The sequence below is a fragment of the Bradyrhizobium septentrionale genome (assembly GCF_011516645.4).
In the GTDB taxonomy this organism is placed as follows: Bacteria; Pseudomonadota; Alphaproteobacteria; order Rhizobiales; family Xanthobacteraceae; genus Bradyrhizobium; species Bradyrhizobium septentrionale.
Genome location: NZ_CP088285.1, coordinates 3,025,354 through 3,038,056, shown reverse-complemented (window position 1 = coordinate 3,038,056; position 12,703 = coordinate 3,025,354). Strand labels below are relative to the sequence as shown.

Below are 12,703 nucleotides of genomic sequence, written 5' to 3'. Positions count from 1 at the left end.
GCTGCGCTGCGTCCGGGGCACGAGAATCCCTCACTCCAGCGCGAACCGCACCCCTGGGCGAGCGAGGCCGCCGGCAATGCCGACCGGGGTGCCATCGGCGCGCCAGCAGGCCGCGCCCGACATGGTGCCGTCAGCGTGGAACTGGATCGCGTTCATGCCGCCGGCCACCGTCGGCACCACCTGCACCCTGTGGCCTTTCGCTGACAGCGCGGCGCGGACGGTCTCCGGCACCGCTCGCTCGACCTCCAGCGCATTGCCTTCGGTCCAGACCCGCGGCGCCTCGACCGCTTCCTGCAGGCTCATGCCGTGGTCGATCAGGTTGATCAGCGCCTGCATCGCGCTCGGGAAGATGCGCTTGCCGCCGGGCAGGCCGAGTGCGTAAGCGAGCTTGCGGTCGCGTAGCACCATCATCGGCGACATCGAGGTGGTGACGCGCTTGCCCGCGGCGAGTGACAGCGCATGCCCCGGCCGCGGATCGAACAGGTTCATGTAGTTGTTCGGCACGGTGCCGAGGCCCGGGATCAGGATCTTGGCGCCGAACAGATTGTTGATGGTCTGGGTGGTCGCGACCACATTGCCCATCGCATCGGCCGCGGTCATGTGCGTGGTGTGTGCGCTTTCGAGCTGCGTGACACCGGCGCTCCAGGCCTGCGCGCGGTCGGAATCGATTGCGCGGCGGCGCTCCGCGGCATAGGCCTTCGAGGTCAGCCGCTCCACCGGGACGTTGATATAGGCGGGATCGCCGCTGGCGGCCGCGCGATCGGCAAAGGCGATCTTCAGCACCTCGGCGAGATAATGGATGGTCTCGGTCGTGCCGAAGCCGAGGCCTGCGATGTCGTAGCCTTCGAGGATGTTGAGCATCTGCGTGATGTGCACGCCGGACGCCGCGGGCGGCGGCGGCCCAAGGATTTCCCAGCCGCGGTAGTCGCAGCGGATCGGCTGCCGCTCGACGGTTTTATACGCCGCGAGATCCTCCTGCGCGATGAAGCCGCCGTGCTTCTTCATGTAGTCGACCAGGATGTCGCCGAGCGGCCCCTGGTAGAGCGCGTTATCGCCGTGGTCGGCGATGTATTTCAGCGTCTCGGCATATTCCGCCTGCACCACGCGCTCGCCCGGCTTCAGCGGCGTGCCATCAGGCAGATAGATCGCCGCTATCGGCTTGTCCTTCAGCATCTCCACGGCGCCGTCGGTGATGCATTCGTGCAGATAAGGCGTCGCCGCATAGCCGCGTTCGGCATGCTTGATCGCGGGCTGCATCACGTCGGCAAGGCTCATGGTGCCGAAGCGGCGCAGCGTTTCGCACCACGCCTTCAGTGAGCCCGGCACTGCGACCGCCTTCGGTCCGTTCAAATTCTCATTGCCGACGGTGTCGAACACGTCATGTGCCGAACCGGGCTTCGAGGTGTAGGTATCCGGCCGCACCGCCTGCGGCACCGTGCTCTGGCCGTCGATGAAGCGATGGCTGCCGTCGGCGAGACGAATATGCGCCATGCCGCCGCCGATGATGCCGACCATCATCGGCTCGACCACCGTCAGCGTGAACAGCGTGGCAATCGCCGCATCGATCGCATTGCCGCCGGCCGCGAGCATCTCGGCCCCCGCGCTCGACGCCAGTGGATGATTGCTCACCACCATGCCGCGGCTGCCTATGGCCGGCTGCTTCTGACATTGAAAACTCGTCGCGGCGCGATCGCGCCAGTTGCTGCCCATGATCCGCACTCCCATTGTTGTTATTTTTGACACTTCGGGCACCAGAACGTCGAACGGCCGTTCTGGGTGAATCGCCTGACGATGCCCGCGCAGCCCGAGGTGCGGCATGTCTCGCCTTCGCGGTCGTAGACCTGGAAGGAATGCTGGAAATAGCCGAGATCGCCGTTGGTCAAGCGATGGTCGCTGATCGAGGAGCCGCCGGCCTTGATCGCCTGGTTGAGCACCGAATGGATGGCGCCGACCAACCGTTTGGCGTGATCGGTCGGCTCGGCCTTCTTGGTTGCGAGCGTCGCGGCCAATCGCCGCGGCGAGAGATGCGAGCGAAACAGCGCCTCGCAGACATAGATGTTGCCGAGTCCCGCCACCACGCGCTGATCGAGCAGCGCCGCCTTCAGGCTGGTCTTCTTGTTGTGGCAGGAGTGCGCCAGCATCGCCGCGTCGAATTCATTGCCGAGCGGCTCGGGCCCGAGCCCCTTCAGCAGCGGCTCATCCTCGATCGCGTTGCGGGCGATGATCTTCATATAGCCGAAGCGACGCGGATCGTTGAAGATGACAGCCGCGCCCGACGACATATGGAACACGACATGATCGTGCGCGCGATCCTCGCTGCGCGGATGGTGGAATTGCCCTGGCGTCGCCGTGCCCTCTTCCTTCAAGACGCGGAACGAGCCCGACATGCCCAGATGCATCAGCAGCACGTCGCCTGACGTGAGGTCCGCCATCAAATATTTGGCACGGCGGCCGAGCCCGGTGACGGTCTGGCCTTCGAGCCGGGCGATAAAGTCTTTTTGAAACGGAAACCGCAAATCCTTGCGGCGGGCCTCGGCTTTGAGGATCCGGGACCCCTCCATGGCCGGCTGCAGGCCGCGGCGGACGGTCTCGACTTCGGGTAATTCCGGCATGGCAGGCATTCACCTTTTGGAAGTGACGTGATAGCGCCATTGCGGCCGCCGCGCTATGGTTGAGCCAGGAGCGTTTTTGAGCGAAGCCTGTCCCGCACTTGATGCGGGATGGGTACCGGTTCGCGTGAAGAAAACGCGACCCAAAATGGCAAGAGTATGAGTTGATGGATCGGCCGAATCAAACCACGCATTTCGGCTTCAGGGACGTGCCCCTGGGCGAGAAGCAGACGCTGGTGAACGACGTGTTTCACAGCGTGGCACAGCGCTACGACCTGATGAACGACCTGATGTCGGTAGGCCTGCACCGGGCCTGGAAGGACGTCATGATCACGGCGCTCGATCCGCCGAAGGGCGACCGGCCGTTCGCGCTGCTCGACGTCGCCGGCGGCACCGGCGACATCGCGTTCCGCGCCGCCAAGACCGCAGGCTCTGGCTTCCATGCCACGGTCTGCGACATCAATACCGACATGCTCGCCGTCGGCCGCGAGCGCGCCACCAAGCAGCATCTCGACGACCGCGTGTCGTTCGTCGAGGGCAATGCGGAGACGCTGGGCTTCGGCGACCGCGCGTTCGACGCCTACACCATCGCATTCGGCATCCGCAACGTGCCGCAGATCGACCTCGCGCTGCGCGAGGCCTATCGGGTGCTCAAGCCCGGCAGCCGCTTCCTGTGCCTGGAATTCTCCACCGTCGACGTGCCCGGCCTCGACAAGATCTACGATCTGTTCTCCTTCAAGGTGATCCCGCCGCTCGGCCGCGCCGTCACCGGTGACGCCGAGTCCTATCAATATCTCGTCGAGTCGATCCGCAAATTCCCGCGGCCGAACGCGTTCGCCGAAATGATCGGCGCCGCCGGCTTTGCCCGCGTGAAGTGGCAGAGCCTCTCCGGCGGCATCGTGGCGCTGCATTCGGGCTGGCGTTTGTGATCTCTGCACTGACCCACATTGCGCGCCTCGCCCGCGCCGGTTTCGTGTTTGCGCGCGAAGGCGTGTTCGGCGTCGTCGATCCGTCACTGGTGCCGCCGCCCGGACAGCTCGCGCTGAAGCTGGCGCGGCTGATCGAACGTTCCGGCGCCAAATCCGGCCCGCGGCTGTCGCGCGCGCTGACGCGGCTCGGACCGGCCTATCTGAAGCTCGGGCAATTCCTCGCCACCCGGCCCGACGTGGTCGGCGTCGCGATGGCGCGCGATCTCGAAAGCCTGCAGGACCGGCTACCGCCCTTCGCGCAGGAAGAGGCCGAAGCGGTGCTTGCCCAATCGCTGGAACGGCCGGTGTCGCAGGCCTTTGTCCAGCTCGGTCCGGCGGTTGCCGCCGCCTCGATCGCACAGGTGCATCGCGCCGAGGTCGAGCGCGACGGTGTGCGCCACCAGGTGGCGGTCAAGGTGCTCCGGCCCAACGTCGCCGCGCGCTTCCGCCGCGACCTCAGCGACTTCTTCTTTGTCGCGCACAAGGCCGAGGCGCATTCCGCCGAGGCGCGGCGCTTGCGGCTGATCGAGGTCATCAACACGATGTCGCGCTCGGTCGCGATGGAGATGGACCTGCGGCTCGAGGCGGCCGCGTTGTCCGAGATGGCCGAGAACACGCGCGACGATCCGGATTTCCGCGTGCCCTCGGTAGATTGGGATCGCACCGCGCACAGCGTGCTGACGATGGAGTGGATCGACGGCATCGCGCTGAACGATCACGCCCGGCTGAAGCAGGCCGAGGTCGATCTGCCCGATCTCGGCCGCAAGGTGATTCAGAGCTTTCTGCGTCACGCGCTGCGCGACGGCTTCTTCCATGCCGACATGCATCCGGGCAATCTGTTCCTCGACGAGGCCGGCCGGCTGGTCGCGGTCGATTTCGGCATCATGGGGCGACTCGGGCTGAAGGAGCGGCGCTTCCTTGCCGAAATCCTGCTCGGCTTCATCACCCGCGACTATCGCCGCGTCGCCGAGGTGCATTTCGAGGCCGGCTATGTGCCGAGCCACCATTCGGTGGAGAATTTCGCGCAAGCCATCCGCGCCATCGGCGAGCCGATCCACAATCGCACCGCCGAGGAAATCTCGATGGCGAAGCTGCTGACGCTTCTGCTCGAGGTCACCGGCCTGTTCGACATGCAGACGCGGCCCGAGCTGATCCTGCTGCAGAAGACCATGGTGGTGGTCGAGGGCGTGGCGCGCGGGTTCGACCCGAAGCTCGACATCTGGAAGGTCGCCGATCCCGTGGTGCGCGAATGGATCACGCACAATCTCGGCCCGGCCGGACGCATCCAGGGTGCGATATCCGGCGCGGGCGAGCTCGGCCGCATCGTCGCCAACCTGCCGACCATCGCCAACCGCGCCATGACCGTGCTCGAGCAGCTGGAGACCATGACGCGGGAGGGCCACATGCTGTCGTCGGATACGATCGACGAAATGGCCCGCGCCGAGGCCCGCAAGGCGCGGCTGCAGACCGTCAGCCTTTGGGTCATTGCCGTCGCCCTGATCGGAATCTTCTTCGCCATCCGCGGGCATTGATTGCAATGCATGCATCATGTGATAGCATCGCTATCATTGTTTGAGCATGATCTCTTCGGAAAACCGCTGCACACTTTTCCGGATCATGCCTGAGGGCATGCCATGGCCAGCCTGACCATCCGCAAACTCGACGACGCGCTGAAGGCCTATCTGCGGCTGCGCTCTGCCAAAAACGGCCGCTCGGTCGAGGAGGAAATCCGGGTCATCCTCCGCGAGCTCGCGGAAGGCGGCACGGAGCCCGTACAGACGCCCGGCGCGGGTTCCACGACAGTCACAGCCCCTGTTCCACGCGCCGCCAGCGCAGCCGGCGAGCCCCGTGTCACCCTGATCATCGGCGGCGGGATTGCGGCCTACAAGGCGCTGGATCTGATCCGGCGGCTCAAGGATCGGCACATCCAGGTCCGCTGCGTGCTGACCAAGGCGGCCCAGCAATTCGTCACCCCGCTCGCCGCCAGCGCGCTGTCGCATGAGCGCGTCTACACCGACCTGTTCGACGCCGAGAGCGAGTTCGACGCCGGCCATATCCGCCTGGCGCGGGATTGCGATCTGATCGTGGTGGCGCCGGCGACCGCAGATCTGATGGCCAAGATGGCCCAAGGCCATGCCGACGATCTCGCCACCGCCACGCTTCTCGCGGCCAACCGGCCGATCCTGCTGGCGCCGGCGATGAATCCGCTGATGTGGAACAACCCGGCCACCCGCCGCAATGTGCTTCAGCTCCGCCGCGACGGCGTCCATACCGTCGGCCCCAATGCCGGCGAGATGGCGGAGGCGGGCGAGGCCGGCGTCGGGCGGATGGCCGAGCCGACCGAGATCGCCGCCGCCGCCGACCGCATGCTGCGGCCGCCGCAGCCGCGCCCGCTCGCCGGCAAGCGTGTGCTGATCACGGCCGGCCCGACCCATGAGGCGATCGATCCGGTCCGCTACATCGCCAACCGTTCGTCCGGCAAGCAGGGCTTTGCCATCGCCGCCGCCGCCCGCGCCGCCGGCGCCGAGGTCGTGCTGGTGACCGGCCCGGTCGATCTCGGCGATCCGCAAGGCATCTCTGTCATGCGGGTGGAGTCCGCGCGCGACATGCTGCACCGGGTCGAGGCGGCGTTGCCGGTCGACGTCGCGATCTTCGCCGCCGCGGTCGCCGACTGGCGGGTCGCCAACGAAGGCAGCCAGAAACTGAAAAAGACCTCGGCCGGCATGCCGCCGCTGCAGCTGGTCGAGAACCCCGACATCCTCGCGACGATTTCGAAGCTGAAGGAAAAGCGGCCGCCGCTGGTGATCGGCTTTGCCGCCGAGACCGAGCATCTGATCGAGAACGCCAAGGCGAAGTTCGCGCGCAAGGGCTGCGACTGGATCGTCGCCAACGACGTCTCGCCGGCGACCGGCGTGATGGGCGGCGACCGCAATACCGTTCATTTGCTCTCGCGCGAGGGCAAGGACGTCACCGTCGACTCCTGGCCTGTCATGACCAAGGAGGAAGTCGCGACCGCGCTGGTGTCGCGCATCGCAAGAGCCGTAGGAACCGCATCGTGAGCGCCACCATCAAGATTGAAGTCCACCAATTGCCGCATGGCGCAGATCTTCTGCTGCCGATCTATCAGACCAGCGAGGCCGCCGGGCTCGACCTGCTGGCCGCGGTGCCGCGGTCGGCGCCGCTGATTCTGCTGCCGGGACGCTACGAGATGGTTCCGACCGGGCTGACGATCGCGCTGCCGCCGGGCTACGAGGCGCAGGTGCGGCCGCGCTCCGGCCTGGCCGCCAAATACGGTATCACCGTGCTGAACTCGCCCGGCACGATCGACGCCGACTATCGCGGCGAGATCAACGTGCTCCTGATCAATCACGGCCACGAGCCGTTTTCGATCCGGCGCGGCGAGCGCATCGCGCAAATGGTAATCGCGCCGGTCACCCGGGCCGAACTGGTTCCGGTTGACGTGCTGTCGTCAACCGAACGCGGCAGCGGCGGCTTCGGCTCGACCGGACGCTAGAAGACGACCGGAGAAGTGTGCGGACTACTCCGAAAGATCACGCTGCTCGCGCGAGCCCCCGCGCGAATACGGAGTCAATTCGCGTAAAATCCACACCGCCCGTGTGCATTTTTTCACAGCGGATTCTGCGTTCACGGTCTGGACTCTTACTCGCCGAGTCCCGTTGGGACTATTCTGGTTTGATTCGAGCACGACGGGGGTCTTCGTCGGGCTATCTGGGTCCTGCTTGGGCATGATCCCCGGACGAACGTTATACGTTTGCCGTGAGGGAACACCGGTCTCCTCTTTTCCGGATCATGCCTGGGGTTTGTGCGTTCTGGGGCAACATATGTCGGGCGTAGTCGCGGCAATGCGTCGAACCCTGCTGTCATGCACCTCACTGGCGCGCGACGGCCTGCTTGGGCTCGCCATCACCGCACTGCTGCCGGCCCGCACGTCGTTTGCCGCCGAGAGCCTGGTGGCCCAGGCGATGTCGGATCATTTCGGCTTCAATCATCAGGAGGTCGCGGTCCTCGCGACGTCGTTTGCGCTGGTCGGCTTTTCCGCCGTCGCCGCGATCCTTTTGATGCGCACCCGCCTGCGCGCGACGAGGAACGAGGAGCAGCTGCAGTCCGAGATTTCGGACCTGCAGGCGCAGTCGGACCGGCTGCGCGCGCTGCTGTTCGTCGAGCCGCAGGTCCTGATCTCGTGGGCCGCGGGCGACAACCGGCCGCAGATCTCAGGCGATACCTCGCTGGTGATGTCGCAGGAAGGCTCGCCGCAGCGCGTCCTCGCCTTCGGAACCTGGCTGCCGCCCGAGCCGGCGCTGCAGATGGATCACGCGGTCGACGCGCTGCGCGAAAAGGGCGAGGCGTTCCTGCTCAACCTCTCGACATCGGCCGGCCGCGCCATCGAGGCGATGGGTCGCGCGATCGGCGGCCAGGCCATTGTGCGGATCCGCGAGCTCGGCGGCCTGCGCCGCGATCTCGCCGAATCCAACCTGCGCTACAAGACGCTGCAGGAGGAGACCGAGCTGCTGCGCGATTTCGCCGCCGCCGCGCCGTGGCCGATCTGGGCCAAGAGCCTCGAGGGCAATCTGCGCTATGCCAACGCAGCCTATGTCCGTGCCACCGAGGGCAAGAGCGTGTCCGATGCGCTGCAACGCAATCTCGAGCTGCTCGAAAGCGACCAGCGCACCGAATTGACCCGCGCGCTGAACGACAATGCCAATTATACCGCACGGCTGCCGATCGTGGTCAGCGGCGAGCGGCGGATCTACGACGTGCAGGCGCTGAAACTCTCCGGCGGCAGCGCCGGGATCGCGATCGACGCCAGCGAGGCCGCGGCGCTGCGCGCGGCGATCGCGCGGATGGTCGAAGCACACCGGCGTACCCTCGACCAATTGTCCTCGGGCGTCGCGGTGTTCGATGCCGACCGGCGGCTCACCTTCTACAACGAGTCCTACCGCCGGCTGTGGGGCCTCGACCAGGCCTTCCTCGACAGCAATCCCGACGATTCCAGTGTGCTGGACCGGCTGCGCGCCAACCGCAAGCTGCCGGAGCAACCGGATTTCCGTGCCTGGAAGGCCAAGCTGCACGAGGCCTATCGCGCGGTCGAATCCGAGACCTACACCTGGTTCCTGCCTGACGGCCGCGCCATCAGCGTCGTCACCACGCCGAACCTCGAGGGCGGCGTCACCTATCTGTTCGACAACGTCACCGAGAGCCTCGACCTCGCGCGCCGCTATGACCGCCTGACGCGGGTGCAGCGCGAAACCCTCGACAATCTCGGCGAAGCGGTCGCGGTGTTCGGCAGCAACGGCCGCGCCGAGCTGTTCAACCCGCCGTTCGCCAAGATGTGGAAGCTGCCGGCCGATGCGCTGCAGGGCGAGCCGCATATCGAGGCGGTGGAAGCATTGTGCAGGCCGCTGTTCGACGATGCCCTGACCTGGCGGACGCTGCGCGAGCAGATCACCGCGATCGAGAACCGCGCCCAGGTCGCGCTGAAGCTGGAGCGCAAGGACGGCAGCGTGCTGAATTGCATGACCATCCCGCTGCCCGACGGCAAGACCTTGCTCGCCTTCCAGGACATCACCGACACCGAGAATGTCGAGCGGGCGCTGCGCGAGCGCAACGAGGCGCTGGAAACCGCCGACCAGATGAAGGTGGATTTCGTCCACCACGTCTCCTACGAGCTGCGCGCGCCGCTCACCACCATCATCGGCTTCGCGCATTTCCTCAGCGATCCCTCGACCGGGCCGCTGACGCCGAAGCAGGCCGAATATCTCGACTACGTCACCAAATCGACCAACGCGCTGCTGGCGCTGACCAACAACATCCTCGATCTCGCCACCATCGACGCCGGCGCGATGAAGCTAGAGCTCGGTCCGGTCAATATCGGCCAAACGATCGAGGCCGCCGCCGAAGGCATCCAGGATCGGCTGGCGACCGACCGCATCACGCTGAAGGTCGATATCGCGCCCGACATCGGCGCCTTCGTCGGCGACGAGCGGCGCGTGGTGCAGGTGCTCTACAATCTGCTCGCCAACGCGGTCGGCTTCTCGCCGCATGACGCCACCGTCACGATCAGCGCGCACCGCACCGAGCACAGCGTGGTGTTTGCGGTGACCGATGCCGGTCCCGGCATTCCCGCCGAGATGCGCGACAAGGTGTTCAACTGGTTCGAGAGCCATTCCCACGGCTCGCGGCATCGCGGCGCCGGGCTCGGCCTGTCGCTGGTGCGCTCCTTCGTCGAACTGCATGGCGGACGGGTGCGGGTCGATTCGACCGTAGGCCGCGGCACGACCGTGACCTGCGACTTCCCGATCGACCAGACCGCCCATCGCAACGCCGCAGAATGACGGCGACCTCGACATTCTCCGTGGCGCTCGCGAACGAAACCGCGACAGCGGACCTGATGGCCGATCTCGCGCTCCTGATCGGTGCCGGCGACGTCGTCACGCTGTCGGGCGACCTCGGCGCCGGCAAGACCGCGGCCGCCCGCGCGCTGATCCGCTACCTCGCCACCGACGACACGCTGGAAGTGCCGAGCCCGACCTTCACGCTGGCACAGAGCTACGAGCTGCCGTCGTTTCCGCTGGTGCATGCCGACCTCTACCGCATCAACGACCCAAGCGAACTCGAGGAGATCGGGCTGGCGCCGCTGCCCGACGACATCGTAGCGCTGATCGAGTGGCCGGAACGCGCGCCCGGCGCGATGCCCGCGGATCGCATCGACATTGCATTCACGCACCGCCCGGCGCTCGGATCGGCGGCACGCGCGGCCGAGATCACCGGCCATGGCAAGGGCGCGGCAAAGGTCGCGCGGCTCAACGAGCTGCGCCAGTTCCTCGATCGCGCGGGCTTCCTCAATGCCCGGCGCGAACGCATGCCGGGCGATGCCTCGACGCGCTCCTATGCGCGGCTGCGCACCGACGACGGCACCGTAATCCTGATGAACTCGCCGCGCCGCCCCGACGGCCCGGCGATCTACAACGGCCGGCCGTACAGCGCGGCGGTGCATCTCGCCGAAGACGTCCGGCCGTTCGTCGCGATCGGAAACGGCCTGCGCAAGCATGGCTTCTCCGCGCCCGCGATCCGGCATACCGACCTCGAAACCGGCTTCCTCATCACCGAGGATCTCGGCGCCGAAGGCGTGATCGAGGGCGACCCGCCACAGCCGATCACCGAGCGCTACGAGGCCGCCGTCGACATGCTGGCGGCGCTGCATCGCGAGGTGCTGCCCGACACGCTGCCGCTGACATCGGACGAAAGCTACGACATCCCGGTGTTCGATATCGACGCCTGGCTCATCGAGATCGGGCTGATGCTGGAATGGTACCTGCCCGACCGCGGCGTGCAGCCAAGCGAGGAGCTCCGCGCCGATTTTCTCGGGATGTGGCGGGGACTGCTGGAGAAGCCCGCCGCGGCACCGCAGACCTGGGTGATCCGCGACTTCCATTCGCCGAACATCATCTGGCTTGCCGAGCGCACCGGCATCCTGCGCGTCGGAATCATCGACTTCCAGGACGCGCTGCTTGGCCCGGCGGCCTATGACGTGGTGTCGCTGCTGCAGGATGCGCGAATCGACGTGCCCGAACAGCTCGAACTGTCGCTGCTGACCCGCTACATCAAGGCGCGGCGCGCGACCGACGAAAACTTCGATCCGGCCGCCTTTGCCGAGCTCTATGCGATCATGTCCGCGCAGCGGAACACCCGCCTGCTCGGCACCTTTGCGCGGCTCAACCGCCGCGACGGCAAGCCGCAATATCTCAAGCACCAGCCGCGGATCTGGACCTATCTCGAAAGGTCGCTGGCCCACCCCGCGCTGACCAGCTTCCGCATCTGGTACACGGCCAACGTCCCTCCCCCAGTACCGTAGTTTACGGGTTATTAGCCTCAGGTCCCCTAAGGTTGCCGAGGCCGCACCTCATCAATGGCGCGGCCGGATCGGGAGCGGGACCACACGATGGCGACGGAACGACGCAGGGGCGATCGTGTCACGTTTGAGCGCGGCATCGCCGCGCACATGATGGGCATTGACGGCACCTGGCGTCGCGACTGCACCATGGAAGACGTGTCCGAGACGGGCGCCAAGCTCACCGTCGAGGGCTCGGTCGAGGGCCTGAACCTGAAGGAGTTTTTTCTGCTGCTGTCGTCCACAGGATTGGCCTATCGCCGCTGCGAGCTGGCATGGGTCAACGGCGACCAGATCGGCGTCAACTTCCTCAAACAAGGCGACAAGAAGAAGAAAACTGCCAGACGCGGTGCACAGGCTGCTGACGTCTAGGTTGTTGCCGTCTTACGGCCGTCATGTCCGGTGACTATGGCGTCTGATCGATGTGCTTGCCGAATCGCCGTGATATGATCGGCGCCGAGAGATGATGACCGAGAATATACGGAAGATGCCCGTCACCCCCCACAAGGCCATGGTGCTCGCTGCGGGCCTCGGCGTGCGCATGCGCCCGCTGACCAACACGATGCCGAAGCCGCTGGTGAGCGTCGCCGGCCAGCCGCTGCTCGACCATGTGCTCGACAAGCTCGCCGGCGCCGGCGTCAGCGAAGCCGTCGTGAACGTGCATTATCTGCCCGACCAGATCATCGAGCACGTCAAGACCCGCAGCCGCCCGCGCGTGATCATCTCCGATGAGCGCGACGAGGTGCTCGGCACCGGCGGCGCGGTCGTGAAGGCGCTGCCGCTGCTCGGCGATGCGCCGTTCTTCCATCTCAATGCCGACACGATGTGGATCGACGGCGTGCGCTCCAACCTGGCGCGGCTGGCGGAAGCCTTCGATCCGGCGCGGATGGATATCCTGCTGCTGATGGCGCCGACCGCCTCGAGCATCGGCTATAGCGGCCGCGGCGACTATTCGATGTTGCCGGACGGCGCGCTGCGCAAGCGGCGGGAGCACCAGGTGGTGCCATTCGTCTATGCCGGCGCCGCCATCATGTCGCCTTCGCTGTTCGCCGACGCCCCGGCCGGCGAGTTCTCGCTGACCAAGGTGTTCGACCGTGTCAACGAGCAGGAACGGCTGTTCGGCCTGCGCCTCGACGGCGTCTGGATGCATGTCGGGACCCCCGACGCGATCCTGGCCGCGGAAGAAGCTTTCCTGGAAAGCGTCGCGTAAGCCGTTC

The 12,703-nt window shown here is 66.3% G+C and carries 10 protein-coding genes; 8 read left to right on the top strand and 2 right to left on the bottom strand.

The window, feature by feature from the left end:
• Nucleotides 1-30 precede the first annotated feature (30 nt).
• Together ggt and mutM are read right to left on the bottom strand one after the other, a co-directional pair.
• The gene (gene ggt, locus HAP48_RS16180; protein WP_166212727.1) at nucleotides 31-1,710 is read right to left on the bottom strand and encodes a gamma-glutamyltransferase; all 1,680 of its coding nucleotides are present in this window, start codon (nucleotides 1,708-1,710) and stop codon (nucleotides 31-33) included.
• Between the two features lie 20 nt (nucleotides 1,711-1,730).
• Nucleotides 1,731-2,612 carry a bifunctional DNA-formamidopyrimidine glycosylase/DNA-(apurinic or apyrimidinic site) lyase gene (gene mutM, locus HAP48_RS16175; RefSeq protein ID WP_166212729.1) on the bottom strand — a complete coding sequence of 294 codons (882 nt, stop codon included), beginning with the start codon at nucleotides 2,610-2,612 and terminating at the stop codon, nucleotides 1,731-1,733.
• A 164-nt stretch (nucleotides 2,613-2,776) separates the two neighbouring features.
• Between mutM and ubiE the strand changes: the two genes are divergently transcribed.
• From ubiE to HAP48_RS16135, 8 genes are all read left to right on the top strand, one after another.
• Nucleotides 2,777-3,538, top strand: a complete 762-nt coding sequence (gene ubiE, locus HAP48_RS16170) for a bifunctional demethylmenaquinone methyltransferase/2-methoxy-6-polyprenyl-1,4-benzoquinol methylase UbiE (protein WP_166212731.1) — start codon at nucleotides 2,777-2,779, stop codon at nucleotides 3,536-3,538.
• Nucleotides 3,535-5,109, top strand: a complete 1,575-nt coding sequence (gene ubiB, locus HAP48_RS16165) for a 2-polyprenylphenol 6-hydroxylase (protein WP_166212733.1) — start codon at nucleotides 3,535-3,537, stop codon at nucleotides 5,107-5,109. Before ubiE ends, ubiB begins: the two co-directional genes overlap by 4 nt.
• A gap of 102 nt (nucleotides 5,110-5,211) precedes the next feature.
• Complete coding sequence (gene coaBC / locus HAP48_RS16160) at nucleotides 5,212-6,636, top strand: bifunctional phosphopantothenoylcysteine decarboxylase/phosphopantothenate--cysteine ligase CoaBC (protein ID WP_166212735.1); 1,425 nt, start codon at nucleotides 5,212-5,214, stop codon at nucleotides 6,634-6,636.
• On the top strand, nucleotides 6,633-7,091 hold the full coding sequence (gene dut, locus HAP48_RS16155) for a dUTP diphosphatase (RefSeq protein WP_166212737.1): 459 nt from the start codon (nucleotides 6,633-6,635) through the stop codon (nucleotides 7,089-7,091). Before coaBC ends, dut begins: the two co-directional genes overlap by 4 nt.
• Nucleotides 7,092-7,419: 328 nt before the next feature.
• A complete protein-coding gene (locus HAP48_RS16150) occupies nucleotides 7,420-9,930 on the top strand; it encodes a sensor histidine kinase (protein WP_166212740.1) in 2,511 nt (836 codons plus the stop codon).
• Nucleotides 9,927-11,450: a tRNA (adenosine(37)-N6)-threonylcarbamoyltransferase complex ATPase subunit type 1 TsaE gene (gene tsaE, locus HAP48_RS16145; protein WP_166212742.1), complete on the top strand. Its 1,524-nt coding sequence runs from the start codon at nucleotides 9,927-9,929 to the stop codon at nucleotides 11,448-11,450. Before HAP48_RS16150 ends, tsaE begins: the two co-directional genes overlap by 4 nt.
• 87 nt (nucleotides 11,451-11,537) lie before the next feature.
• Nucleotides 11,538-11,858 (top strand): PilZ domain-containing protein, encoded by a 321-nt coding sequence (locus HAP48_RS16140; protein WP_029082463.1) that lies wholly within the window; start codon nucleotides 11,538-11,540, stop codon nucleotides 11,856-11,858.
• A gap of 115 nt (nucleotides 11,859-11,973) precedes the next feature.
• A complete protein-coding gene (locus HAP48_RS16135; protein ID WP_166212744.1) occupies nucleotides 11,974-12,696 on the top strand; it encodes a nucleotidyltransferase family protein in 723 nt (240 codons plus the stop codon).
• Nucleotides 12,697-12,703: the final 7 nt, after the last annotated feature.

What these genes read in the sequence shown, in the direction of transcription:
- ggt (WP_166212727.1), bottom strand. Translation starts at nt 1,710, where the DNA reads ATGGGCAGCAACTGGCGCGATCGCGCCGCGACGAGTTTTCAATGTCAG.
- mutM (WP_166212729.1), bottom strand. Translation starts at nt 2,612, where the DNA reads ATGCCGGAATTACCCGAAGTCGAGACCGTCCGCCGCGGCCTGCAGCCG.
- ubiE (WP_166212731.1), top strand. Translation starts at nt 2,777, where the DNA reads ATGGATCGGCCGAATCAAACCACGCATTTCGGCTTCAGGGACGTGCCC.
- coaBC (WP_166212735.1), top strand. Translation starts at nt 5,212, where the DNA reads ATGGCCAGCCTGACCATCCGCAAACTCGACGACGCGCTGAAGGCCTAT.
- HAP48_RS16150 (WP_166212740.1), top strand. Translation starts at nt 7,420, where the DNA reads ATGTCGGGCGTAGTCGCGGCAATGCGTCGAACCCTGCTGTCATGCACC.
- tsaE (WP_166212742.1), top strand. Translation starts at nt 9,927, where the DNA reads ATGACGGCGACCTCGACATTCTCCGTGGCGCTCGCGAACGAAACCGCG.
- HAP48_RS16140 (WP_029082463.1), top strand. Translation starts at nt 11,538, where the DNA reads ATGGCGACGGAACGACGCAGGGGCGATCGTGTCACGTTTGAGCGCGGC.
- HAP48_RS16135 (WP_166212744.1), top strand. Translation starts at nt 11,974, where the DNA reads ATGCCCGTCACCCCCCACAAGGCCATGGTGCTCGCTGCGGGCCTCGGC.